The sequence below is a fragment of the Pseudoalteromonas sp. SR45-1 genome (assembly GCF_014163655.1).
In the GTDB taxonomy this organism is placed as follows: domain Bacteria; phylum Pseudomonadota; class Gammaproteobacteria; order Enterobacterales; family Alteromonadaceae; genus Pseudoalteromonas; species Pseudoalteromonas distincta.
Window position 1 is genome coordinate 85,728 of the sequence record NZ_JACJDR010000007.1, and the last position, 25,717, is coordinate 111,444.

Sequence of the window (25,717 nt, forward strand, 5' to 3'; positions counted from 1 at the left end):
AATGATTACAGTCGCTCCACAAGTAAACCAAGCTAATATCGGTCAAAAGTTAGACCTAGAAAATTTAACGGATGATCAAAAAGCGCTAGAGATTAAAGACCTCGATCTTTACTACGGTGATAAGCAGGCGCTTAATAAAGTAAATATGAACATTCCTAAAGGCCAAGTAACTGCGTTTATCGGGCCGTCTGGGTGTGGTAAATCAACATTACTGCGTTGTATTAATCGCATGAATGATTTGGTTGATATTTGCCGTATTGAAGGTGAAATATTACTCCATGGTCAAAATATTTACGATAAGAGCGTAGATGTAGCAGCACTTCGTCGTAATGTAGGCATGGTGTTTCAGCGCCCTAATCCATTTCCTAAATCAATTTATGAAAATGTAGTTTATGGCCTGCGCTTACAAGGCATTAAAGAGAAACGTAAATTAGATGAAGTAGTAGAGCAATCACTTCGTGGTGCTGCTTTGTGGGATGAAGTAAAAGATAGATTGCACGATAGCGCGTTTGGCTTATCGGGTGGTCAGCAACAACGTTTAGTTATAGCTCGCTCAATTGCAATTGAGCCTGAGGTACTTTTACTTGATGAACCAACATCAGCACTCGACCCTATTTCTACTTTGGTAATCGAAGAGCTAATAAACGATTTAAAAAACAAATTTACCGTTGTTATTGTTACACACAACATGCAACAAGCAGCGCGTGTATCTGATCAAACAGCCTTTATGTATATGGGCGAATTGATTGAATACTCAGACACAAATACCTTATTTACTACACCAACGAAGAAAAAGACTGAAGATTACATTACCGGTCGTTACGGTTAATTAGCCCGTTATAGCGTGTTGTACAAGATTAAGAGAGAAGGTAACTATGGAACATAATATTAATAAGCATATTTCTGGGCGCTTTAACCAAGAACTAGAAAATGTACGTAACCATGTATTGAGTATGGGTGGCTTAGTTGAGCAGCAATTAAATAGCGCGCTTGATGCGGTGAGTCGTAACGATGCTGAGCTTGCTCAAAAGGTACGTCAGAACGATTACAAAGTAAATGCAATGGAAGTCAGCATTGATGAAGAATGTACGCGTATCATTGCTCGTCGTCAGCCTGCAGCAAGTGACTTACGTTTAGTGATTGCAATTGCAAAAACTATTGCAGATTTAGAACGTATTGGCGATGAAGCTGAGCGAATTGCTAAAGTTGCACTAGACTCATTTACTAAAGATCAACAAGACTTGTTAGTAAATATTGAGAATATGGGCCGCCAAGTTCTAAAGATGTTACATGATGTACTAGACGCATTTGCACGTATGGATGTGCAGCGCGCATTTCAAGTACATAAAGAAGATGCAAAAGTTGACCGTGAATATGAAGCTATCACACGTCAAATAATGACTTATATGATGGAAGATCCACGCTCAATCCCTAAAATTATGGACTTAGTTTGGTCTGTTCGTTCATTAGAGCGCATAGGGGATCGTTGTCAAAATATTGCGGAATACATTATTTATTTTGTAAATGGCAAAGATATTCGTCATACATCTCAAGAAGATATAGAAAAATCGCTATAATTTTTTACCTATTTTTCTTTTTTATTAAAGCGGCTTAGTGCCGCTTTGTGCATTGCAAGCCTTAGTGAAGTAATAAAAAGCGTTCACAATCTTGGTTAATACTGTAAAATTCATGCTGCAAAGCATATCAATTTGATTAAAGGGTCAGTTATGCCTACAAACGCGTTTTTAGGAGTATTTGCAAAATCTCCTATCAAACCAATGGAAGAACACATCAAGAAGGTTCATCAAGCAAGTAAAGCTTTGATACCTTTTTTTAATCACGTATTTAAAGAAGAGTGGGTACAAGCTGAAGAGCTTCGCATCACTATTCGCAATTTAGAACGTGAAGCTGATGATATGAAAAGAGATATACGCTTACAATTGCCACGTGGTTTATTCATGCCGGTAGAGCGTACAGATCTTCTCGAATTAGTAACTCAACAAGATAAAATTGCCAATAAAGCAAAAGATATTGCAGGACGAGTGATTGGTCGTGAAATGACCATTCCTAAAGTGATGCAAGCTGATTTCTTAGCTTACTTAACCCGTTGTGTAGATGCGACTAAACAAGCATCTAAAGCAATTAACGAATTAGAAGAATTGCTAGAAACGGGTTTTAAAGGTCGAGAAGTCACCTTAGTAGAAAAAATGTTAGTTGAATTGGATGCCATAGAACAAGACACGGACGAAATGCAGATAAAAGTACGCCGCCAGCTACGTGATGTAGAGGGTGAGTTAAACCCAATTGATGTGATGTTTTTATATAAAATCATTGAATGGGTTGGCGAGCTTGCAGATATTGCAGAGCGCGTAGGATCACGTCTTGAGCTGATGTTAGCTCGTTAATTTAAAATCAGTTCAAACACGAAAGATTAAGGTTTTACAATGGATATCATTGCATCTTACGGCACGGTATTAATTTTAATTGCCGCAGCAGTCGGCTTTTTTATGGCTTATGGTATTGGCGCGAACGACGTAGCGAACGCCATGGGTACATCTGTAGGTTCAAAAGCGCTAACAATCAAACAAGCTATTTTTATAGCGATGATTTTTGAATTTGCAGGCGCCTATTTAGCAGGTGGTGAGGTTACATCAACAATTCGTAAAGGAATTATTGATGCAGCACCATTTGCAGATATTCCGGAATTAATGGTTCTGGGTATGATTTCGTCTTTATTTGCAGCCGGCGCTTGGTTATTAATGGCCTCGTTCTTAGGCTGGCCTGTATCTACAACTCACTCAATCATTGGTGCAATCATTGGTTTTGCGTTAGTTGCAGTAGGTACTGAGGCGATTCAATGGGATAAAGTAGGTGGTATTGTAGGTAGTTGGATTATAACACCTGCCATATCAGGCTTTATTGCATACTTAATATTCATGAGTGCACAAAAACTTATTTTTAATACAGATGCACCACTAAAAAATGCTAAACGTTATGTCCCTCTTTATATGGGCTTAGCAGGTTTTATCATGGCATTGGTTACAATTAAAAAGGGCTTAAAGCACGTTGGTATAGACCTAGGCTCAGCTGAAGGCTATGCACTGTCAGTAGGTGTTGCAATAGTTGTTGCTGTGATTGGTAAAATTGCCATATCTCGCTTAAATATTGATCCAAAAGCAGATAAACAAATGCAGTTCAACAATGTTGAAAAAGTATTTGCTGTTCTTATGGTACTAACAGCATGTTGTATGGCATTTGCACATGGTTCTAATGACGTTGCTAATGCAATTGGTCCACTAGCAGCTGTTGTAAACATTGTTGAAAACAATGGTGAAATTGCTAAAAAAGCAGCTATTGCTTGGTGGATTCTACCTCTAGGTGGTTTTGGTATTGTTGCTGGTCTTGCTATTTTAGGCAAAAAAGTAATCAAAACAATCGGTGAAGGTATTACACATTTAACACCTAGCCGTGGTTTTGCTGCTGAACTAGCTGCTGCTTCTACCGTTGTTATTGCCTCAGGTACTGGTATGCCAATCTCTACTACTCAAACCCTAGTGGGTGCGGTATTAGGTGTAGGTATGGCACGTGGAATTGGCGCGCTTAACATGGGTGTTATCAGAAACATTGTAGTTTCTTGGGTAATTACATTGCCAGTTGGCGCTGCCCTTGCTATTGTTATTTTCTACGTACTAAGAACCGCATTTGGGGTTTAATAAAAAAGTACTCAAAGACTTTTAGCTTGAAAAGATCTCAATGCCCTAGGTGTTGGGGTCTTTTTATTTGTGGAAAGAAAAAATGACTAACCTTCCAAGTATTAAACAACTACAGTATTTATTAGCTGTTCATCAACATCAGCACTTTGGCAGAGCCGCTAGTGCCTGCTTTATAGGACAATCTACTTTAAGTAGCGCTATTCAAAATCTTGAAGAAACACTAGGCTGTCAGCTAATTGAGCGTGAAAATCGCAGCCTGATGTTTACCAGTATTGGTGAAGAAGTTGTTGAGCGTTCTCGTAAAATAATTAACGATACAATTAGTTTAAAAGAGCTTACAAAAAGTTTTTTAACACCACTAAGTGGTAAGCTGACTGTGGGTGTTATACCTACAATTGCAAGCTTTATAGCGGCTCCGCTTTATCATTTTTGTAAAGAAACCTTTTGTGATTTAGAGCTGGTATTAATTGAAGATACGAGTGACAAGCTACTGGATAAACTTGAACATGGGCATATTGATTTAGCGCTACTTGCACTGCCGTACGAAACAGATAAATTTCATACACAAGTATTGGCAAAAGATCAGTTTAGTTTAGTGCACCATAAGGATTACAGCGCTGCAAAGGGCGTAGTCGACTTTAATCTATTACCAGAGGCTAGCGTATTCTTATTAGAGCGCGAGCACTGCATGACGGGCCATGCGCTTAGTGCATGTCACTTAAACCGTGCCAGTTGTATTAACCCATTTGAAGCTGCAAGCTTACATACTCTATTAAGCATGGTTGAGCATCAGCTCGGGGTGACTTTTTTACCACAGATGGCGATTAATGCGGGTATTTTAGATAATAAAAATATGGTGGCTACACCATCACAAAGTGATGCATATAGAGATATTGGTATCTTGTGGCGTAAAACTACGGGCCGAATTCGAGACTTTAGGCTATTTAGTCAACAGCTTGAGGTGTTTTTAAAGCGTCAATGTAGTTTAGATTTTTCTAAAGCAGAATAATAAGTGAACTAAAGCAGCCTACAAAGGCTGCTTTTGATTTTGAAGATGGCTTTCAAAAGGCTCAAGTTCAGGTAAAAATAATAAATAAATCCATACCACCAAGTTAAAGTAAGGCACGCAGCCTAATACAGTAAATACCTTAACTGGGTAGCCTTTAATATTCGCGTAGCGGTAACACTGATACGCGATTGCAAAATGTATAATCAGTAATAACATAACTAGTTGTGTCATACCTTCTTCCTTAAAAGCTTAAATAGCTTTGAAACCCACTATAAATATCGGTACTACGCCGCCAAAAGGTAATGTCATGTTTTTAAAGTGAAATACATAAAAAGGAACGACATTTTTCATTTGATGCTGAAAGTATAGGCAAGAAAGGTAATATTGGTAGTAATAAAATGATTAAAATTGTTTAATTTTGTTTATTTTGGGCTAGCTTGTTGTTGGTAAAACGTTTTATTTTTAGAAATTTTTTCGAGTTCATCTTTTACTTTTTCAACAGGTATTGGGCGTGCAATAAAGTAGCCTTGCCCATAATCAACACCAATTTCTTTTAGTGCAAAAAATATCTCTTCGTTTTCAACGTACTCAGCTACAGAGCGCTTATCGAGAGACCGACTAATATCATTTATTGCTTTTACTAACGCTAAATCTATAGGGTCATTGAGCATATCACTTACAAATGAGCCGTCAATTTTCACATGCTGTGCTGGTAGCTGTTTTAAATAATTAAATGTACTAAATCCAGTTCCAAAATCATCGATAGAAAAATGACAGCCTAAGCTATTAAGCTTCTCAATCATTTTACGAGTGGCCTTTAGGTTATTGATACTCGCAGATTCAGTTATTTCAAAAATTATCCGCGAAGCAGGCACGTTATACTTTTCAAGGTTTGATTCAATTAATGGCAATAAGCGTTCATCTAAGAACGATTGTGCTGACAAATTAATAGCAACTTGGTTTAACTCTGGGTGCTTAGATACACAAGCAATAGCATTACGTATAACGCATTGATCCATCAAAAATGTGTCGTTAAGCATTTCTAAAGAGGGAATAAACTGATTTGGGTATACGAGTTCACCTTTGAGTTTTAAGCGTAAAAGCGCTTCAAAATAAGCAACTTTACACTCTTTAAAATCCCAAATAGGTTGGTAATGTAGTTCAATATTATCTTGCTGTAGTGCTTGGCGAATTTCATGGCCCCATTCAAGCCCTGTTTGTAGTGTATTGTTTTGAGCATCTTCTTTTGAATAGCAATGTACTAAGTTACGCCCTAGGTTTTTGGCAATATACAAAGCAATATCGGCTTGTTTTAAACACTCATTAGGGTCGTTATTTTGTGTCGTGATTTGAGTTAAACCAATAGAGCAGCTAATAGTGTATATCTGATCTTCTGATTTAAAAGCATGTTTTTCTATCGCACTACACACACCTTCTGCAATAAGGTGTGCATCCAGTAAATTCATATTGGTAAGTATGACTGCAAATTCATCCCCACCAATTCTGCATACCAGGTGATCGTCGCCAATATTTGCTTTAAATAATTGCGCCACTTCTTTTAAAACTATATCGCCCTGATGATGGCCTTTACTGTCGTTTATTATTTTAAAGTGATCGAGGTCAATATAAATAACAGCATGCTCTATGCCATCATAGGTGTATTTATCTTGGCATATTTTATTAAGCTGTTGATCAAAATAATAACGATTATGTAAACCAGTTAATGGGTCATGGTGTGCTAAATGACGTAGTTGAATCTCAGCTTGCTTTCGTTCGTGTATATTGTCGATAGTTGCGGTTATAGTCGCGTTGTTACGACTATTTTTTATTAGCTGCAATCTGCATTCAACCCAAATTAAATTGCCATTTTTGTGGGTTAACTTTACTTCTATTTGTTGCTGTTGCTCGCCACCATGTAAAATATCGTTAATAGTGTAGTCAAGCCTTCCTTTATCTTCGTTATTACAATAAGCGCTTAATGGGTTTTGTAGTGATGATTTAACACCAAAACCGCTTAATGTTTCCCATGCGGGGTTAATAAAACGAATATTACCTTGCTGATCGAGCTCTAAAACAACTGTATTTAAGTGCAATAAAATACGCTGATGAGCTGAAAATAACTCTTTGTAACGCACTTCGCTCACGCTTAATTGTTCTACTTTGTAAGCAAATTCAGCATAACTCACCATAAAATCTTCACGTCGTGCGGCGTGGTCACACACTTTGTTTAAAAATGAAGGATCGTAAGGGGCTCTAATAAAGTCGGTAACACCCGAAAGCAAAAGCTGCTCAGCGTAATCGGCATCGTCACTTTCTATAATTGTAACAATAGCTTGTTTAGAATTGTGCTGGAGGATTTCTTCAACGAGTACACTCGAGCTCTCTGCACTTGATGTAGTGGCATCGAGTAACACAATTGAAAACTGCTGTTGGTTATAAGCGTTAAGTGCCGCTTTAGCTGAAGTTACGTGAGTGATAGCAAAGTTTAACTTTAACTGTTCACTTATTTTATCTGCCGTATTTTGAAGTGGCTCTAATAATAATAAGTTTAGCCGGCTACTTTTTTCTAAGTGAGTAGATAAAACATTCGCAAGTACTTGAGGGAGCATATCTTTGTGCTCAAACGGTAGTACAGCATCTATCCCATAGCTTCGGGCTGTTGTTTCGGCAATCCGCTCACAGTAAATTGGCGGAATAAGTAAGATTGGTGTGTTTTTTGGTGTTTTTAATAATCCTGAGCGGATCATCCTAGAAAAGCGCCAACCATCAATTTTACCAACATTAATGCCCGTTATTATAATATCAACAGGGTGTTGTTTTAAAAGCTTTAAAGCTTGTTGGCTGTCTTGGGCATCAATAAAGGTAAATACATTTAAGCTCTCTAAAGTGCCCTTAATCGCGCGACGTTCAGCACTACTTGCGTTTAATATTAGCAATTTAAGCTGGTTTGGCACGAGTTGAACACCCCTAATATAACTTATAATAATTTAGCCGAATAAGAATAGTGACATTTAACCATAAGAACAAGAGAATTTAGTGGCAAACACGCAAACAGACATTATAAGTTTGGCTGATTTCTTGAGCTTAATATCCGATACATATACACTTGGCGCGATTTTAAATGATGTGGATTACTAATTATGCGCGTGGCTGACTTTAGCTTTGACTTACCTGATGAATTAATAGCTCGTTTTCCTAAAGCGGACAGAACCAGCAGCCGTCTACTCACTTTAGATGGCCCAAGCGGAACTTTAGAACATAAAGTGTTTAGCGATATACTTGATTTAGTAAACGAAGGCGATTTATTGGTCTTTAACAATACACGCGTTATTCCAGCACGTATGTTTGGTCAAAAAGCTTCAGGCGGAAAAGTTGAAGTACTTGTAGAGCGGGTATTAGATGAGCATCGCGTACTTGCGCATGTACGGGCAAGTAAGTCGCTTAAGGTCGGTAACGAAGTTATTTTAGAAGGCAAAGCCAAGGCAATAATGGTTGCACGCCACGATACTTTATTTGAGCTTGAGTTCGATCATAGCCAAAACGTGTTAGATATACTTAATGATATTGGCCATATGCCACTGCCTCCTTATATTGACCGACCTGATACCGATGCTGACCGTGAGCGTTATCAAACTGTTTATGGAGAAAAACCAGGTGCAGTTGCAGCACCAACTGCAGGTCTACATTTTGACGATAAGTTAATGACAGCACTCAAAGATAAAGGCGTAAACATGGCTTTTGTTACGCTACACGTTGGCGCTGGTACTTTTCAGCCGGTACGAGTTGATAGTGTTGATGAGCATGTGATGCACTCAGAGTACATAGAAGTACCTGATGACGTAGTTGCAGCTGTTGCGCAAACTAAAGCAAATGGTGGGCGTGTAATTGCGGTAGGCACAACTTCAGTTCGCTCATTAGAGTCGGCTGCTAAAGTTCACGGCGGCAAGTTAGATACGTATTTTGGTGATACCGATATATTTATTTTTCCGGGTTATCAATTTAATGTTGTTGATGCCATGGTCACAAATTTTCACTTACCAGAATCAACGCTTATAATGTTAGTCAGCGCATTTAGCGGCCAAGACAATATTATGGGCGCTTACAATACTGCAATAGAGCAGCAGTACCGCTTTTTTAGTTATGGCGACGCGATGTTTTTAACACGTAAGTAACAAAATATTGTTTAATACTCAGTAGAATATATTAAAACCCCCAGCTTAGTTGCTGGGGTTTTTGTTTGCGGCAATTGGCAAAACTGAATTTATCGCAGCTAATAGTATTAGTGAGGCAAAAAGGGTAGAATCAGGCGGTTAAATTATAGCTTGTTGGACTGTTTTTCCGACATTGAGGATGATATGAAATTTGAATTAGATTGTACTGACGGAAAAGCGCGCCGCGGCCGCTTAATTTTTGACCGTGGTGTAATAGAAACACCTGCTTTTATGCCTGTTGGTACTTACGGTACTGTAAAAGGTATGACGCCAGATGAAGTTAAAGCCACTGGTGCGCAAATATGTTTAGGTAATACCTTTCATTTAATGCTTCGCCCAGGTACTGAGATCATTAAACAACATGGTGATTTACACGACTTTATGAATTGGGACTTCCCAATTTTAACTGACTCAGGCGGTTTTCAAGTATTTAGCTTAGGCGCAATGCGTAAAATTACTGAAGAAGGCGTTTTATTTCAATCTCCAGTAAATGGTGATGAAATTATGATGTCGCCTGAAAAGTCGATGGAAGTACAGCGTGACTTAGGTTCAGACATCGTTATGATTTTTGACGAGTGTACGCCATACCCAGCGACTGAAAAAGAAGCTAAAGATTCTATGGAGTTATCTCTTCGTTGGGCTAAGCGCTCAAAAGAAGGGCATGGCGATAATCCATCTGCTTTATTTGGTATTATCCAAGGTGGTATGTACCCAGAATTACGTGCACAATCACAAGCTGGTCTTGAAGAAATTGGTTTTGACGGTTATGCATTAGGCGGCCTATCAGTAGGTGAGCCTAAAAACGAAATGATGAATATCCTTGATCATTGTGCGTTTAAAATGCCAGAAGACAAGCCTCGTTACCTTATGGGTGTAGGCAAGCCAGAAGACTTAGTTGAGTCGGTTCGCCGTGGTATTGATATGTTTGACTGTGTTATGCCAACACGTAATGCGCGTAACGGCCATTTATTTATTACCACGGGTGTAGTAAAAATACGTAACGCAGTGCATAAAACAGATACAGGGCCACTTGACCCTGAGTGTGATTGCCATACGTGTAAAAACTATTCACGAGCTTATTTGCATCACCTTGATAAATGTAACGAAATTTTAGGTGCGCGACTAAACACAATTCATAACTTACGTTACTATCAACGTGTTATGGAAGGTTTACGTAATGCAATTAGCGAAGGTAAATTAGAAGAATTTGTACAAGATTTTTATGCTCGCCGAGGCCAAGATGTGCCAGAGTTAGCAGATATAAAAAATTAAACTTTAAAATTAAAGAGGAAGTATCATGAGTTTATTTATTTCAAATGCACACGCAGCAGCTGGTCAACCTGCGGCAGGCGGTGGTTGGGAAATGCTAATAATGTTAGCTATTTTCGGTTTGGTTTTTTACTTTTTAATCTACCGCCCACAAGCTAAGCGCGTTAAAGAGCACAAAAGCTTAATGAGTATGATGGCTAAAGGTGATGAAGTACTTACCCAAGGCGGTTTAGTGGGTAAAATTGTGAAAATTTCTGAAGAGAAAGATTTCATCGTTATCTCTTTAAACGAGCAAGCAGAAGTTACAGTACAAAAATCTGCAGTATCTGCAGTATTGCCAAAAGGCACAATGAAGTCGCTATAAAAATAATAAGGACGACCCCGTGTTAAACAAGTTTCCAGTTTGGAAGTATTTACTTGTTTTAGCTGTGGTAGCCATTGGCCTTTTATATGCCTCTCCAAACTTGTATGGTCGCGATCCGGCCATACAAGTTTCAGGTGCTAAAGGCGCTGATGTCGATCTCAGTGTTGTAGACAAAGTAAACGCAATCCTTAAAACAAATAATGTAACCGCTAAATCGACAATACTTGAAGATGGACAAATTTTAGTTCGTTTAAAAAATGTTGAAGAGCAACTTAAAGCGCATGACTTACTACGTGATTCGCTGAGCGATGATTACATTTCTGCTATTAATATGGCACCTGCTCAACCAGCTTGGTTAAAAGCGGTCGGTGGTAACCCTATGAAGCTAGGTCTTGATTTAAGTGGTGGCGTACATTTCACCATGGAAATCGACATGGCAACAGCGGTTGATAACCAGCTTGAGCAAATGGAACAAGATTTTCGCAGTGACCTGCGCGAAGAAAAACTACGTTATCGTAGTGTTCGCCGCGTAGCAGGCTCCGATCGTATGCGTGTAGAAATGCGTACCGAAGAAGATAAAAATGCTGCAGAGAGTTTCTTAGAAACTCGCTACCCGCTAAATGTCTATATTGATGACAGCAGTAACGATAAAGCATTTTTTGCGACAATGAGTGAGCAAAAACTCAAAGAGATTCGTGACTACGCTATCAAGCAAAATGAAACGATTATTCGTAACCGTATCAACCAAATTGGTGTTGCAGAGCCTAACGTACAACGCCAAGGTGCTGAGCGTATTATTGTTCAACTACCTGGTATTCAAGACACAGCACGCGCTAAAGAAATTTTAGGCGCAACAGCAACACTTGAATTTCGTGAAGTAGACGAAAACGCTGATATTAGCGCTGCTGCTCAAGGTCGTATCCCTGCGGGTACTGAAATGATCATGAGCCGCGACGGTTACCCTGTTGTACTTAAAAAGCGTATTATTCTAGAAGGCAGCCATATAACTGGCGCGCAATCTGGCGCTGATGAATACCAACGCCCGCAAGTGAGTATTACGCTAGATAGCAAAGGTGGGGCAAAAATGAATGCCTTTACCAAACGTGCTATTGGTAAGCGTATGGCAACGGTATTTATTGAGTACAAGCCATCAGGTAAAAAAGATGCAGATGGTAAAGCGCTTCCGCCTATTAAGGTTGAAGAAGTTATTAACGTAGCAACAATTCAAGCACGTCTTGATCGCTCGTTCCGTATTACAGGTATCGATAACCCAGCTGAAGCACATAACTTAAGCTTACTACTTCGTGCTGGTGCACTTGTAGCGCCAATTCAAATTGTTGAAGAGCGCACAGTAGGTCCAAGCTTAGGACAAGAAAATATTGAAGCGGGTATGACTGCGGTTGCACTTGGCTTTGCGTTTGTACTTGTGTTTATGCTTGTGTACTACAAAGGTTTTGGTATGGTTGCAAACCTTGCGCTTGCGGCTAACTTAGTACTAATTGTAGGTGTTATGTCTTTAATTCCGGGCGCTACACTTACGCTACCAGGTATTGCCGGTATTGTATTAACGGTAGGTATGGCGGTTGATGCTAACGTACTTATTTTTGAACGTATTCGTGAAGAGCTGGCCGATGGCCGTAGCCCTCAACAAGCGATTCATTTTGGTTACGATAGTGCATTTAGCACTATATTTGATGCCAACATCACGACACTAATTGCTGCCATTATACTGTTTGCAGTGGGCACTGGTCCGATTGCGGGCTTTGCAGTGACACTTGCGATTGGTATTTTAACTTCAATGTTTACAGCCATCGTTGGTACCCGTGCGGTAATCAACTTATTTGTTGGTGGTAAACGCATTGATAAACTTTCGATTTAAGGAGCAGACATGCAAATTTTAAGTTTGGGTAGTAGAACCCTTCGTTTCATGTCTCTTCGAAAAGTGGCTATGGGTTTCTCGACGCTACTAATTTTAGCGTCGTTTGCATCAATTTTTATCAAAGGCCTAAACTTTGGTTTAGATTTTACCGGCGGTACTGCGGTAGAAGTGGGTTTTTCACAACCGGCTGACCTTAAAAAAGTACGTGATGCACTAGCTGATAATGGTTTTGCTGATGCATCAGTGCAGCTATTTGGTTCAAGCCAAGAAATTTTAGTTCGCTTAGCACCACGCGGTAGCGATGTAAAAGCTGAGGTGATTGGTAACCAAGTAATCGATGCACTTAAAAAAGCAGACGACAGCGTAGTAATGCGCCGTATTGAATTTGTAGGCCCAAGTGTAGGTGAAGACTTAAAAGAGCAGGGTGGCCTTGCCATGTTAACTGCGCTTATTTGTATCTTAATCTACGTTGCGTTTCGTTTTGAATGGCGCTTTGCAGTAGGTGCGGTAGGTGCACTACTACACGATGTTATCATTACTGTGGGTTTATTTTCGGTATTAGGTTTAGAGTTTGATTTAACTATATTAGCGGCAATTCTTGCGGTAATTGGTTATTCACTCAATGATACGATTGTTGTATCAGACCGTATACGTGAAAATTTCCGTAAGGTACGCATTGACGATACGATAGAAATTATTGATATTTCACTTACGCAAACACTTAACCGTACACTTGTAACATCAATCACGACTATTTTAGTATTGATTGCCTTGTTTGCATGGGGCGGACAAACCATTCATGGTTTTGCAACTGCATTACTGTTTGGTGTGTTTATTGGTACTTATTCTTCGATTTATGTTGCAAGCTCTGTTGCTATAGCAATGGGCGTAAGCAAAGAAGATTTAATACCTGAAGTGATAGAAAAAGAAGGCGCAGACCAAGACGCTATGCCGTAACTAGATTTGTACTTAATAAAAACCGCTCTTATGAGCGGTTTTTTTATGAGCGCATTTTTTTGCGCAATAAAAATGTCATACACACTTGGTACTTTATTGCTCCAATCAAAATAGTTGTAAGGCAAATACGTGACGATTCAGCGCAAAGTATTAGAGTACATTTTAAAAAGCGGTGAAATAACAACGCTGTTTCAGCCTATTTTTGATATTAGTAATCAAGTTATTTTAGGTTACGAAGCACTTAGTCGAGGACCTAAAAATAGCCCGTTAGAAATGCCTAATACGTTATTTAAAGTTGCCCATGAGGAATGTTTAATTTCGGAGCTTGAATTACTATGTCGCTCTAAAGCGATTGAAAACTTTGTAAGGCTTAACCTACAAGGTAAATTATTTTTAAATGTAAGCCCTAAAACACTACTAGACCCTTGCCACCCTAAAGGGGAAACATTGCACCTAATAGAGCAATTTGGCTTAGCTGCTAACCGTGTAGTTATAGAGGTTACTGAGCAAGAAAAAGTAGATGATGGCTTCTTGTTATTAAAAACGATAGCCCATTATCGAGAGCTCGGTTTTACTATAGCAATAGATGATTTAGGCGCTGGGTATTCAGGGTTAAAGCAATGGTCTGAACTATGCCCTGATTTTGTAAAAATTGACCGCTATTTTATTGATCATTGTGATGAAAGCGAAGTTAAAAAAGAGTTTTTGAAATCTATTACTATTTTGGCCAGAGCTACTAATACTCAGGTTATTGCCGAAGGCATCGAACGTCCAGAAGAGCTTACATTTGTAGAAAACTTAGGCATTAGTAATGTACAAGGGTTTTTACTCGAAAAGCCAAGCATAAAGCCAAGTGAAGATTTCAGCTCAGAGCAACTAAAAGCTCTTTCATTTACGCAATCAAACACATTGTTTGATCAATCTATGGCCATAGGTCGCTTATCGGTTACGCAACCTGCAATAAGCAGCGACACTCGCTGTAAAGATGCGCATAAGCTCTTTGAGCAAGATAAATCACTCATAAGCATTGCAGTGTTAAATACTGAAAACCAGCCAGTAGGGTTACTTCACAGAGATCAATTAACAGAAGTTTTTGCAGCGCCCTATGGGCATGCTCTTTACGATAAACGCCCCGTTACTGCACTGATGGATAAGCAGCCCTTAGTCGTTGACGAAAACCAATTACTCGATACCGTAAGTAAACAAATAACTGAGCAAGACTTTGATATACGCCGCCATATAGTGATAACCAGAGAAAACGCTTATTTAGGTTTAGCGCCGCTTCGCGATATTTTAAAACACATAACCGAAGAAAAAATACGCCATGCACAACACGCTAATCCACTGACTATGCTCCCTGGTAATGTGGCAATTAATGAAGCTATAGAGCAGCGATTAAAAGGTAGTAATCCGTTTTCACTCGCGTATATAGACTTAAATCATTTTAAGCAATTTAATGACTTATACGGCTACGCTAGCGGCGACAGTGTAATTAAACTATTAGCTGATGTAACAGTGCAAGCGTGTAAAAATAGTGCTAACTTTGTAGGACATATAGGTGGCGATGACTTTATGGTAGTGTTTGATCAGCACAACGCGGTTGATATATGTAATATCATTATTGAGCAATTTCAACTCCAGTCTCGTATATTTTTTACACCTGAGCACATAAAGAGCGAAGGGTATTGGGCCACAAATCGTGAAGGAGAAAAGCAATTTGTGCCTCTACTAACGTTATCAATTGGCTTAGTTGAGCCTGATTTACAACAATGTAAAAACAGTCACCAAGTTGCAGCACTCGCAACTGATGCTAAAAAAGAAGCCAAACGTTATCGCCATAGTTATTTGTTTATTTGCAAACGTAAAGGGCCTGCTCCCGCAGTGGTGCGCCTAGCAAGCAATAAGCAGGTAATTTAAATAAAAATAGGTAATTATTATGTTGCCAATAAAAATCTCGACCAGTGTACTTGGTCTGCTTGCAAGTTTTGCACTTATGGCGCAAGAGCAAATAATTAATGTAGCCCAAAAGCAAGATACTCAAAACGCACGAGAAGAGTACTTAAGTGAGCTACTGGTACGTGCACTTGAGAGTGTTAACTATCCTGGAGTTATTAGGATGACTCCCATACCAGATCAGCAAAAACGTAAGCTCATAAACCTAAATGATAACGAACTAGATATGTATTGGAGTATGAGTAGTCCAGAGCGAGAGGCACTTGCTTTAGCTATTAAAATACCACTATTTAAAGGTTACATAGGAAAGCGGGCTTTACTCACTAATAAACAAAACGTAGCACGCTTTAAAGACGTAAAAACCCTAGAGCAGCTAGGAGAGTTTTCAGCAGTGCAGGGTCACAACTGGCCAGATACAAGAATAATGTCCTATAACGGCTTACGTGTAAGGCCGCTTACCAATTACCAAGCCATGTTCACTTTAACGAGCCGTGGGCGAATAGATTACTTTCCTCGCTCGTTTATTGAGGTTAATTCTGAGCTTATTGAAAACAAACAAAGTAACTTAGTCGTTGTGCCTGATTTATATATAAGCTACCCAACGGGTATTTATTATTTTGTGACTAAGAGTAAACCCGAATTGGCAAAGGCAGTAGAGGAGGGCTTAATATTAATGCAGACAAACGGCGAGTTTGATGCATTATTTAATGAATACTTCGCAAAGGATTTAAATACACTACCTTATACAAAAGGTAAAACAATAGAGATTAAGCTCGATAACCCTTATTTTTAGGCACAAAAAAAGGAGCCTAGGCTCCTTTTTAGTATGCTATTAATAGCATTTAATTAGCGAAGTAACGACTCAGTTAATACTGGACGAATTTCGCGGATAATTGCTTGAGTCAGTTTTGGTGAACCACAGATAATATTGCCGCTGTGGTTATAGTTATTACCACCGGCGAAATCTACAACCATACCGCCCGCTTCTTTAACCATTAGTTCGCCCGCAGCAGAGTTCCAAGGTTTTAAACCAATTTCAAAAAATCCATCAACACGGCCAGCTGCAACGTATGCCATATCTAAAGCAGAACAACCTGCACGGCGAATATCAGCAGTGTGTACAAACAATGCTTTAAACGCTTCAGTGTATGCATCCATGTGGTTTTTGTTTTTGAAAGGGAAACCAGTAGCAAGTACAGTGCCTGCAAGAACCGTAGTTTTGCTAACGCGTAGACGTTTACTGTTTAACTGAGTGCCTTGACCGCGAGATGCAGTGAAAAGCTCACCACGAATTGGATCATAAATAACAGCTTGGTCTAAACGACCTTTAACTTTAAGTGCGATAGAAACCGCGTAATGAGGGATACCTTTGATGAAGTTAGTTGTTCCATCGATAGGATCTACAATCCATTGGTAATCATCATCCTTGCCTTTATGCTCACCTAGTTCTTCACCAACAATTGAGTGAGTAGGGTAAGACTGTAAAATAGTGTCACGAATTACGGCTTCGGCTTCTTTATCAATGTTAGTTACTAAGTCGTTAGCGCCTTTTTGTTGCACTTCAACTTTTGATAAATCTTCACTTGCGCGAAGTAAAATTTTGCCTGCGTTGCGCGCAGCGCGAACCGCAATGTTTAACATTGGATGCATGGTATTACCTTTGGGTTGTAAAAGAACGTTTATATATTTCAGCCGGCGTATTTTAGCGACTTTTGCCATAAAGTAAACAATAAACCCCAAATACTTGTGTTTGTTTTTTATACAAGATTGAAAAGTTTATATATTTTTAAAAAATAATTATCTGCATTTAAATAAATTAATTTTAAATAACACTTTACCTAAAGTTAACTTGAGGTTTTATCGTGCTCCTAACTTAACTGATAGGATAACATTATGTATTTAGAGCACGTAAACTTAGTCGCGAGTGATATAGATAGTATGCTTACATTTTATCGCGCTGTATTTCCACATTGGTCGATTAGAAGTGAGGGCAGAGGCGATTGGCATGGAAAACCAAGACGCTGGGTACACTTTGGAGATGACACGCATTACATTGCGATAAGCAGTCATGGTGAAGGTGAAAACAGAAACTTATCGGGCCATCAAATTGGTTTTGCACACTTTGCTTATGTAACTAATAATTTAAGCGCAGTAGTAATGCGCTTAAATAAAGTGGGTTTTACTCTAAGCAAGCAAGGTAACGAGAATCCTTTCAGAAAGAATGTCTACTTTATTGATCCTGCAGGGTTTGAAGTTGAGTTTGTAGAGTATTTAAGTGATATACCAAGCGAGCGAAATAACGATTTATAATAAAATACTAAGCAGCACGCTAAAGTGCTGCTACTCAATTATAGTGAGCGATTATTATTACCCGTGCCAAACTGGGTTTTTAGCTCATTTGCAAAGCTCATAAATTTTTCTTTAATTGTGCGCTTTATTTTTACCTCAACCGAGCCCATTACTGCCTTTCCTTCAATATGAATTGTAGGGCCTTGGCGTTTGTTAAGCGACACAGATTTATTTTCAAGGCTACTTAAAATACAAAACATTTTAGACACTACATTGACATGCTCTGGTACGTAAATTTCATCGCTACCAAAAATACAGTTAACGTGAATAGTTACATTTTGATGCGCAAAAATAGCATCGGTAAAATCAAGCACCACCGATCCCATAAAGTTACTCAAATATATATTTTTTGGCACAACCCACTGACCACTTCGCTCGTTAGATCCTAAAATACTGCGTAATGTAAAATCATCATCACTGTTTTGCTGTGCACTATAATGTGGTGTAAATTGCGATTGTTTTTCTGCTTTATATTGCTGATCGGTATTAAGTGTTAAGTCTTCTACTAAGGCTAGCAGTGCTTCGTTATTAGGTGCATCCATCGCATTATCTAAACGTCTTTCGAATGCATCAACAGAAATAACACCATGACTGTAATTATAAATTAATTGATCAATCACTTGTTCGCGTACTTGCTCTATTGGGCGGTCTTCAACTTTTACAGACATGAGTTATTCCTTATTATATTTACTATTGATACTGCTCTTGTAGTTAGGCTGCAAACCGCGTACCAAATATAATTTCATTAATTATCAATTGGTTATTTTTTAACGGTGTTTTTTGTTTTGTTATATTAACGATAGATTAACCAAAAGAGCAATTATCTAGCTATTTTCACTATTTGAGAAAGTTTTACCGAGTAGCCTGTAAATAGTTACACAAACATAGATAAGGTTTTATCTTTTAATTAATTCAAGTCTTTGAATTTTAAGTATAAATAAAGTTGGCCTGAAGCTCGCATTAGTTAAAGTGTCTTTAATCAAAAGGAGAAAGATTATGAAAACATTTAACAAATCTATTATCGCAGCTCTAGTTCTTGGTACTACGGCTATGGGTGCCCAAGCAAACAGCTGGGAAAACGAAAGTAAAGATGCTTGGATTGATGGTAAGGCAGAAACCGTTCTACTTATGAACACTAATCTAAACAACTTTGACATTAACACTGATGTAAAAAATGGCAAGGTAGTACTTACAGGTAAAGTTAATAGCGAACTCGATAAAGAGCTAGCAGAAGAACTTGTACTTAGCCTAGATGGTGTAACTGATGTTGATAACAGCCTTACTGTTGTTAAAAGCATGGACACCGAAGATAAAAGCAACGACATGATGGACGATGATGATAACGACCTAACGGACGCTAAAATCACCACTGTAATCACTACTCGCTTCCTGTTTGACTCAGAAGTAGGTGGTACAGACATTGATGTTGATACCGACAACGGTGTGGTAACTCTGAATGGCTCTGTAGAGTCTGAAGCTGAAAAGCAACTAGCAGTTAAAATTGCTAAAAATGCTGAAGATGTTCGCGACGTAGTTGATAAACTAGCTATTGTTGCTGAATAATACAGTATAGTTAAGGCCCAGTAATACTGGGCTTTAAGTCTTTTCAATGTTTAATTTAAATGGAGTTTGATCATGGATATTATTCGTATAATACTTTCGGTTTTATTACCGCCATTAGGTGTGTTTTTGCAAGTTGGCTTAGGTATGCATTTTTGGTTAAATATTCTATTAACACTGCTAGGTTATTTCCCAGGGTTAATACATGCAATCTACATTATTGCGAAAAAATAATGACAGATTATATATTGTGTAAGCCGACTACTGAGGTTTAGCTAAATACTTTAGTACCGATCGGCTCACAATACTAGTTTTTAGAGAGTTTTTAGATTAAATCCAATTTTTAAAACTCTTCAACCCATTAATTCACTTCCTTAACTCACTCCCAATATTATTTTAAAACTATACTTATTGTTTACTAATAAGCTTTCCAGTTAACAGTCGCGCTCAGATTCTGATTTGATGCCATTTAGGAAATCTTCAACATTAGTGTGTTTATACATCCATAATATACAATCAAATACCTTATTATTTAGTGACAATATTACCTTCACTTCTAGTGTTATCATTAAACTAGGTTTTTAGGCATGTTGAGGTAGTTAATTGAATATTCGACTTATAATGTCAGGCGTTGTGTCATTCATTTTTTATTTTAGTTGGGCCTTCTGGGCAAATAGTGCGGCAGACATTGCTAAATCGGTCACTTTTCAAGCTGCATTAGTGCAAGGGTTGTATAGTGGATTTGTAACGCTGTTTTTTACCTTTATTTTAGAAAAGGTCGTCAACAAGTATAAGTTTAGTTATGTAACGCTTGCGTTCGTAACTCCAATTATTTGTATGTTTCATTCTAAAACACCACAAAACGTCGCAATACGACAAAGTTTTAATAATGCAATTAACTCTAGCGCCTCGTATTTAAGTAATAAAAAAATAGCAGGCGTACTTTTTGCGCCTATTATTCCGATTACTGTTCAATCGAGCTTAGTGATTATGGTGAATGTAGTTAATCAGACACCTAATCTGGCACTGACAGTAACCCCAAGCATATTTTTTACAGCCTTGTATGCCTACACATATATGTTAGCTTTGCTTAAAAAGTAGAGGGTTAAATATAAAAGACTATATGGGATAGGTACTGTTTATAATTTAATGCAGTGAATAGCACGGTAAATATCTTACATTTTATGTTTATGCCCACTTAAAAGATTACTATTTAAGCAGTTAGCTTGTTGATTGTTAAAATAAAGGTTTTTGGTAGTGACAAGCACCTAAAAAGTTTTTATACTGCAACCCGCTTTAGTCGCTCTGTGACTGAACGCTTCAAAAATTAACTGCCTAGCAGTTATATAAAGTTGGCCCCTTAGCTCAGTTGGTTAGAGCACACGACTCATAATCGTTAGGTCCCCAGTTCGAGTCTGGGAGGGGCCACCACTTTTACAAGCTTTCCAAGTAAATACCTACTAACCGAAATTACCCTGTGCTACCTCTGTGCTACTTTTTACTATAAATCAATTATTAAAAATAGTCCTATCAAATTAATTGATATTGCAATTAATATCTTTAAAGTACGCATTTGGTCTCTTTTTAATAGAGCTAACTAAAAAGGATTCATTGCAGTCATTACTTTATTGGCTGTTAAAGCATATGAGGCAATATATGGATAATGGCTATACCCTACTGATTTCTATACTAAGTGGCTTATTTGGAGCCCTAATATCAGCTTTCTTGAGTTTTAAAGTTAGAGTTATAGCCCAAAATAAAATAAAAAAGGACTTAGAACATCGTATTGCTTATGTCTATGTATCTCAGTTAAGTTTTTTGGTTGCTGCAAATGCATGGTTACAATCTTTTTTTGAGAAAATAGAAGCCCAAGTAGACACTCCGATCCCTGAAAATGAGTTTACTTTTTCACACGCGATATCAATTATCTTTGAGGATATGATTAGAGAAAACAATAGTCATTCATACGAAAATATAGTTGGTTTTGAGGGATTAGTAGAGCTTCATATTGACAACCTAACAAAGACTTATCTGACATTTGAACAACAAGCTGAACTACCGAAAGATGCTCTTATCTTTTACCAACGTTATGAGAATAAACTAAAAAATGTTGTTGTAATTATTAAGCAATTTAGCTCGTACCTTTCAGATAAAGAGCAGTTCTTAAAGCTTGATGCCATTCAAATTTATCAAGCAATCGAAAATATTAAACTATTTCTTGATTCAGCAGGGTTGCTGCGTACAGCAATGATTAAGTTCGGGAAAATAAATCAAGCTGAAGCTAACTTAATGCTTGAGCAACAATTACAAACTATTGAAAAAGATATTTTAGTAGCAGGTAAAAATAAGGTGCAACTATCAAAAGCAAGACAATTTTTAATTAGAGAAGGGGCAATTAAAAAGTGAAAGATATCAAGCCCAAGTTAATGTTACCTTGAAATCAATGTTTTATGTTGTCCATAAAAACTCTATTGATTATAAAGATCGGCTGGTAAGTAGCGTCGGAATATGCACATGATTGAACTTTTACAGTATTTTTGGAGATAACATGACATTATTTTGGGCTGCTATTAGTGCGGTTTTAGTTTTTTATTTTAGGGAGTCAATAAAAGTTGCACATCGACAGCGAAATATAACATCAAAACTTGATGCTTATTTGGTTCACTGGTCTTTGAAAATAATAGAGGGTGATGACACTGTCTTTAAGTTATCTAGTGTAGGTTTAAGCTGGGCTGAAAAGCATCAGAATTGTAATAGTATTGAAGAAGTATTAAAAATAAATGAAGAGTTCAAAGTAAAACTTCAGGAAATGAAAAGTGAGTTATTTTTAGAAGGTGTATTTGAAGAAGTGCTCTCAAGTGCTAACCAGAAAGTGAAAAGCAGTGGGCTTAGCTTAGATCAAATCTCGAAAATGCTAACAGAGTATCGTCGTGATTTTATAGACGGAAAGTTGTACCCAAGCGATAATGACTTATCTGTACTCTCTCCATCAACGGCTAGGTTAGCTATATCCTTAAAGCTTAATATAATATCTATACTTGAGGGGTTGGTGATATTATTGGTTAAGATTGAAAAAGCTCCAAATCAAATGGAATCAAAAGATGAATTATTTGATTTATATATTTGCTGGCTTAAAGTTGTTCGAGATAAACACTTATTGATCAAGTCAAATCGAGAGCTACTGTCTGAAGGGGTATTTAGGATTGCCTGCGGTAACTTCATTTCTGGTTTATGAAGCTGGGCTCAAAAAGCTGATCAATTAAGTGTTATTACGTATTACCTTAAATAAACCTCAGTAATTTCAGCCCTGAAGTGACCTAGCTCCTGTGACACTGTTTCAAGAGCTATTTGCCTACTAAACCCCAAACCTTTAAGTTCATCCATTCTCTCTTGCGCGTAGCTATGTCTAAGACCATGTCCGCCATTAGAAAAAAAGAGTGTACGACTAGATGCTTTTGAGAATGAGCATGACCATTTATGACCACCACCAATATCATAACGTTGCAAATAGTTAATTTCCCTATCACGAACCGTTATAGGCTGCGCTAAGCGCCTTTGTTCTAGCTGCGTAGCTAGAGCGCTAGGTATTAGTACATCTCGGATTAGGCCGCCTTTGCCTTTCACTGTATAAATACAACCTTCTCGACCAAGCCATTTACTGTTTAATGCAGGGCGGCTATCAGCTTTACGCTCTGATACTCTGGCAATCGTTAAAAGTTCATGGGCTCTTAACCCTGCTGCGTAGGCTATTTGTGTAGATAAATTATATTTTCTAGTTTGATGTTCACTAATTGCATGAGCTTGAGCTGGAGTGTAGGCGCGAGACTTCTCGATTATCTCTTTTTCGGATTTTATTACAGTCAGTGTTTCTTTGGGGCCAAGTTTGCCGTTGAGTTTAAACATAGCTTGAATTGCTTGTCGTTCCATATCCAGTGTTTTTTGGCCTGCAAACTCACTGCGGTAATCAAGGTATTTATAAGCATCTTGAAGGCTCATGCCCTGTACTCCATTAATCCCAAGATCTTTTGACCACCGAGCTATTTTTATAAGTGCAGTTTTATAGCTTCGAGCAGTACCTAGAGATTTAATAATTTTGTGCTTATATAAGTTTTTAGCCAGCTTTTCCGCTTGCGTTTCTGGTTTTGCGAACTTAGGCATTCTTTTGTACCCAACGTTTTACAGTTGTCCAATGTACTCTCATTCCTTTACGCAAGAGCCATCTTTGAAGATTAGCTATACATGTATCTTCCTCGTAAAGAGCCAGAAGTCGTTGTTTATGTTTATCTAACTTGGATGGCTTAAATCGTTTTTTACTGATTAATTTTTTCTCATTTTTTAGGCGCAGTGCCTCTGCCTTAACATTAAAGGTCATAGTTATTCTCCGTTGTGTTTGTAAGAAAAACTGGCTGATTAAGCTCAGCGGCTAACGCCTATTCGCCCCTGTTTTACGCATGCGTAAGGCTCGGACTGATCGCGCCTAAAAATCAAAAGACTTGGTTTTATAATGAAGCTGAAAGCTTCTGAAATGGGGGTTACAGAGAATGTAACAACGTGTTGAAGGCAGCAGAAAAGCGCCTGTTTTTTTCTTGCCCGTAGGGCTTGATTAATATTTAGATTAGCAGCTTTAATTAATATTTCAATCTGCAAATAAAAATCTGCGTGTAAGATACTCAAGAGCCCATACCCCGCTATGTGTAAGCCTATTTTAGGCTTCTACATAGCGGGGTATGGGCGAAGCCCAGAAAAGAGGAGGCAATTGCTCATGATGCCTCATTTTGAAATATCTAAATTAATGTTTCATCATGTATAAGAAATGAATATTATGTAATTCGCGTTATTTAAAAACTCAAATTATTATGGGTTATTAGTGAGAATGAAATGGACTTTTTAAAAAATAATTACTTACGAGTTCCTATATTGCTATACCTAGTAGGATTTGTTGTACATAACTCATATTTGGCTAGTTACGGTAGTTATGAATTTGAGTTGGTACAAGCGAGGTATATGCTAACTGGGTTTGGCTCAGTTTTTATTTTTACAGCAATGTTTCTGTTTGTTTTTTACAGGACTAACATTTCGGATGTTTCAAAAACTTATACACCCAATATTCTTTTTCCTTGGTTACTGAGAATCGCTTCAGTACCTGCTGGAATTTATAGTATTTTGCATGAAGTTAATCACTTACAGTTACCTTATTCGGCATTTGGTGCTTACATGAGCTTTGGTGTTTACTTCTTTTATAGTAGCTTTATTTTGTTATTTATAGAGGTAGTAAAAGGAGATAAATTTAAGTCAAAGATACTTAAAGTTATGATTTATATAATAACAATCCCCTTCATTGTGCTTCTTTATTATGCTGTTAGTGAAAGTGAGTTATTAGGACAGTATTCAAAGTTTGCCCTGTTTTTTTTCTTTGGTGCCTATGGGGTCGCGCTCTCCCAAGATGATGAAAAAAAAGGCTTAATAGTTAATCATTTAGATGAGGGGTCAGACCCGAAGCATGAAAAAAATTTTTCTCTAATACTTGCTCTTTTATGTTTGTCATATGGTACTTTTCAGTTTGTTTCTATTTATGCTAAACATATTTACCCTTATATACCGACAGCTTTGGGCGGTTCAAAAATAGTTAATGCAACAGTATTTCTCGCTGATTCAAAAGCTAAGGTTAAAATCATTCAAGAAGGTCATAAGTGGTTTCTTGTTTATAATTTAAAAACTTCAACTATAGAAAAAATTAAGTCATCCGAAATTTTAAAAGTTGAATACCATGTGGATGAGCTTCCTAAACTTTTGAAATAGGATATTTGTGGGTAAAAGTAAGACTAGGCATTATTTGATACGTTATCATCATATTTTAAAATGTTCTTTGCTAACTTATCTTCAATACAATACAGATATGCAGTGGGCACTTCTAAAATATCAGCAAGTGCTTTTACTGTTTTAAAATCTGGTGCATGTACACCTTTTTCATATTGATTCATTCTTGCTGATGCTGAAAATTCATCCATGCCAGCTAAAATCCCCAGCTGTTTTTGTGATAAGCCTTTGGCTTTTCTTGCCTCTTTTAAGCGCTTTGGAAATGGTGATTCGTCATTAGTTTTCATTATCTGTTGTTCTTAACTTGAAAACTAAGAGTTTCTTAGCTTTAATTGAATCTAGATACTAAGGAGTTCTTAGTTTTGTTTTTGTAACGAATTTAGTTTGGAGGAATGAATATGCTTGAAACATTTGTGTGTGTATTAGTTGGTACGATCTACTTGCTGGTAAGTATATTTACAAGCGATGAGCAGTTGGCGAACGAAAACGAGCAACTAGATCAATTGAATGATGGTATGGGCAATATTATCGCTGATGGTGAATTTATGTCGCGTGAAGAAGCTGAGGATGCACAATCACGTGGTGAACTTTTCGACACCTATTACTAATAAAGTTAGGCATGCCTAACTTTAAAGA

Annotated in this window: 27 protein-coding genes and 1 tRNA gene; 21 read left to right on the forward strand and 7 right to left on the reverse strand. The window is 37.8% G+C overall.

The window, feature by feature from the left end; all coding sequences use genetic code 11:
- Position 1 precedes the first annotated feature (1 nt).
- From pstB to H5089_RS08970, 5 genes are all read left to right on the forward strand, one after another.
- The gene (gene pstB / locus H5089_RS08950; RefSeq protein ID WP_002957840.1) at positions 2 to 829 is read left to right on the forward strand and encodes a phosphate ABC transporter ATP-binding protein PstB; all 828 of its coding nucleotides are present in this window, start codon (positions 2 to 4) and stop codon (positions 827 to 829) included.
- Positions 830 to 875: 46 nt separating this feature from the next.
- Positions 876 to 1,577 carry a phosphate signaling complex protein PhoU gene (gene phoU / locus H5089_RS08955; protein WP_007586465.1) on the forward strand — a complete coding sequence of 234 codons (702 nt, stop codon included), beginning with the start codon at positions 876 to 878 and terminating at the stop codon, positions 1,575 to 1,577.
- Positions 1,578 to 1,727: 150 nt separating this feature from the next.
- Positions 1,728 to 2,405: a TIGR00153 family protein gene (locus tag H5089_RS08960; RefSeq protein ID WP_002957838.1), complete on the forward strand. Its 678-nt coding sequence runs from the start codon at positions 1,728 to 1,730 to the stop codon at positions 2,403 to 2,405.
- 39 nt (positions 2,406 to 2,444) lie between these two features.
- Positions 2,445 to 3,713, forward strand: coding sequence for an inorganic phosphate transporter (locus H5089_RS08965; protein WP_024597536.1), 1,269 nt, complete (start codon positions 2,445 to 2,447; stop codon positions 3,711 to 3,713).
- Positions 3,714 to 3,795: 82 nt separating this feature from the next.
- Positions 3,796 to 4,722 (forward strand): hydrogen peroxide-inducible genes activator, encoded by a 927-nt coding sequence (locus H5089_RS08970; RefSeq protein WP_002957836.1) that lies wholly within the window; start codon positions 3,796 to 3,798, stop codon positions 4,720 to 4,722.
- 18 nt (positions 4,723 to 4,740) lie between these two features.
- Here H5089_RS08970 and H5089_RS08975 read toward each other — a convergent pair whose 3' ends face one another.
- Both H5089_RS08975 and H5089_RS08980 read right to left on the reverse strand, forming a co-directional pair.
- A complete protein-coding gene (locus H5089_RS08975) occupies positions 4,741 to 4,953 on the reverse strand; it encodes a hypothetical protein (protein ID WP_002957835.1) in 213 nt (70 codons plus the stop codon).
- Between the two features lie 191 nt (positions 4,954 to 5,144).
- Positions 5,145 to 7,676, reverse strand: coding sequence for a GGDEF domain-containing protein (locus H5089_RS08980; RefSeq protein ID WP_039489071.1), 2,532 nt, complete (start codon positions 7,674 to 7,676; stop codon positions 5,145 to 5,147).
- Between the two features lie 186 nt (positions 7,677 to 7,862).
- Here H5089_RS08980 and queA point away from each other — a divergent pair, with 186 nt between their 5' ends.
- The 7 genes from queA to H5089_RS09015 all read left to right on the forward strand — a co-directional run bounded on the left by queA (position 7,863) and on the right by H5089_RS09015 (position 16,148).
- On the forward strand, positions 7,863 to 8,894 hold the full coding sequence (gene queA, locus H5089_RS08985) for a tRNA preQ1(34) S-adenosylmethionine ribosyltransferase-isomerase QueA (RefSeq protein WP_002957832.1): 1,032 nt from the start codon (positions 7,863 to 7,865) through the stop codon (positions 8,892 to 8,894).
- Between the two features lie 183 nt (positions 8,895 to 9,077).
- The gene (gene tgt / locus H5089_RS08990) at positions 9,078 to 10,205 is read left to right on the forward strand and encodes a tRNA guanosine(34) transglycosylase Tgt (protein ID WP_002957831.1); all 1,128 of its coding nucleotides are present in this window, start codon (positions 9,078 to 9,080) and stop codon (positions 10,203 to 10,205) included.
- A 25-nt stretch (positions 10,206 to 10,230) separates the two neighbouring features.
- Positions 10,231 to 10,566, forward strand: a complete 336-nt coding sequence (gene yajC / locus H5089_RS08995; protein WP_002957830.1) for a preprotein translocase subunit YajC — start codon at positions 10,231 to 10,233, stop codon at positions 10,564 to 10,566.
- Positions 10,567 to 10,585: 19 nt separating this feature from the next.
- Entirely contained in the window at positions 10,586 to 12,445 is a 1,860-nt protein-coding gene (gene secD, locus H5089_RS09000; protein ID WP_002957829.1) for a protein translocase subunit SecD, read from the forward strand.
- 9 nt (positions 12,446 to 12,454) lie between these two features.
- On the forward strand, positions 12,455 to 13,402 hold the full coding sequence (gene secF / locus H5089_RS09005) for a protein translocase subunit SecF (protein ID WP_002957828.1): 948 nt from the start codon (positions 12,455 to 12,457) through the stop codon (positions 13,400 to 13,402).
- Between the two features lie 129 nt (positions 13,403 to 13,531).
- Positions 13,532 to 15,319 (forward strand): GGDEF domain-containing protein, encoded by a 1,788-nt coding sequence (locus tag H5089_RS09010; RefSeq protein ID WP_182712030.1) that lies wholly within the window; start codon positions 13,532 to 13,534, stop codon positions 15,317 to 15,319.
- Positions 15,320 to 15,338: 19 nt separating this feature from the next.
- Entirely contained in the window at positions 15,339 to 16,148 is an 810-nt protein-coding gene (locus H5089_RS09015; protein WP_182712031.1) for an ABC transporter substrate-binding protein, read from the forward strand.
- A 53-nt stretch (positions 16,149 to 16,201) separates the two neighbouring features.
- Here H5089_RS09015 and suhB read toward each other — a convergent pair whose 3' ends face one another.
- Positions 16,202 to 17,005, reverse strand: a complete 804-nt coding sequence (gene suhB, locus H5089_RS09020; RefSeq protein WP_002957826.1) for an inositol-1-monophosphatase — start codon at positions 17,003 to 17,005, stop codon at positions 16,202 to 16,204.
- A gap of 243 nt (positions 17,006 to 17,248) precedes the next feature.
- Between suhB and H5089_RS09025 the strand changes: the two genes are divergently transcribed.
- Complete coding sequence (locus H5089_RS09025) at positions 17,249 to 17,665, forward strand: VOC family protein (protein ID WP_182682573.1); 417 nt, start codon at positions 17,249 to 17,251, stop codon at positions 17,663 to 17,665.
- Positions 17,666 to 17,703: 38 nt separating this feature from the next.
- Here the strand turns inward: H5089_RS09025 and H5089_RS09030 are convergent, their stop codons facing one another.
- Entirely contained in the window at positions 17,704 to 18,372 is a 669-nt protein-coding gene (locus H5089_RS09030) for a LiaF domain-containing protein (RefSeq protein WP_024597540.1), read from the reverse strand.
- Positions 18,373 to 18,700: 328 nt separating this feature from the next.
- Here H5089_RS09030 and H5089_RS09035 point away from each other — a divergent pair, with 328 nt between their 5' ends.
- The 6 genes from H5089_RS09035 to H5089_RS09060 all read left to right on the forward strand — a co-directional run bounded on the left by H5089_RS09035 (position 18,701) and on the right by H5089_RS09060 (position 22,499).
- Entirely contained in the window at positions 18,701 to 19,267 is a 567-nt protein-coding gene (locus tag H5089_RS09035) for a BON domain-containing protein (protein WP_024597541.1), read from the forward strand.
- A 72-nt stretch (positions 19,268 to 19,339) separates the two neighbouring features.
- Positions 19,340 to 19,498: a YqaE/Pmp3 family membrane protein gene (locus H5089_RS09040; RefSeq protein WP_002957822.1), complete on the forward strand. Its 159-nt coding sequence runs from the start codon at positions 19,340 to 19,342 to the stop codon at positions 19,496 to 19,498.
- Positions 19,499 to 19,867: 369 nt separating this feature from the next.
- Positions 19,868 to 20,365: a hypothetical protein gene (locus tag H5089_RS09045; RefSeq protein ID WP_259396070.1), complete on the forward strand. Its 498-nt coding sequence runs from the start codon at positions 19,868 to 19,870 to the stop codon at positions 20,363 to 20,365.
- A gap of 253 nt (positions 20,366 to 20,618) precedes the next feature.
- Positions 20,619 to 20,695: transfer RNA gene (locus H5089_RS09050), tRNA-Ile, on the forward strand.
- 225 nt (positions 20,696 to 20,920) lie between these two features.
- Positions 20,921 to 21,670: a hypothetical protein gene (locus H5089_RS09055; RefSeq protein WP_182712032.1), complete on the forward strand. Its 750-nt coding sequence runs from the start codon at positions 20,921 to 20,923 to the stop codon at positions 21,668 to 21,670.
- A 142-nt stretch (positions 21,671 to 21,812) separates the two neighbouring features.
- Positions 21,813 to 22,499 (forward strand): hypothetical protein, encoded by a 687-nt coding sequence (locus tag H5089_RS09060; protein ID WP_182712033.1) that lies wholly within the window; start codon positions 21,813 to 21,815, stop codon positions 22,497 to 22,499.
- Between the two features lie 41 nt (positions 22,500 to 22,540).
- On the opposite strand, the gene H5089_RS09065 is transcribed toward H5089_RS09060, so the two are convergent.
- Complete coding sequence (locus H5089_RS09065) at positions 22,541 to 23,422, reverse strand: site-specific integrase (RefSeq protein ID WP_182712034.1); 882 nt, start codon at positions 23,420 to 23,422, stop codon at positions 22,541 to 22,543.
- Positions 23,415 to 23,636, reverse strand: a complete 222-nt coding sequence (locus H5089_RS09070; RefSeq protein ID WP_182712035.1) for a hypothetical protein — start codon at positions 23,634 to 23,636, stop codon at positions 23,415 to 23,417. Before H5089_RS09070 ends, H5089_RS09065 begins: the two co-directional genes overlap by 8 nt.
- Positions 23,637 to 24,142: 506 nt before the next feature.
- On the opposite strand from H5089_RS09070, the gene H5089_RS09075 reads away from it, so the two are divergent.
- Entirely contained in the window at positions 24,143 to 25,063 is a 921-nt protein-coding gene (locus H5089_RS09075) for a hypothetical protein (RefSeq protein WP_182712036.1), read from the forward strand.
- 23 nt (positions 25,064 to 25,086) lie between these two features.
- Here H5089_RS09075 and H5089_RS09080 read toward each other — a convergent pair whose 3' ends face one another.
- Positions 25,087 to 25,368 (reverse strand): helix-turn-helix domain-containing protein, encoded by a 282-nt coding sequence (locus H5089_RS09080; protein ID WP_182712037.1) that lies wholly within the window; start codon positions 25,366 to 25,368, stop codon positions 25,087 to 25,089.
- Between the two features lie 111 nt (positions 25,369 to 25,479).
- Between H5089_RS09080 and H5089_RS09085 the strand changes: the two genes are divergently transcribed.
- On the forward strand, positions 25,480 to 25,689 hold the full coding sequence (locus H5089_RS09085) for a hypothetical protein (protein WP_182712038.1): 210 nt from the start codon (positions 25,480 to 25,482) through the stop codon (positions 25,687 to 25,689).
- Positions 25,690 to 25,717: the final 28 nt, after the last annotated feature.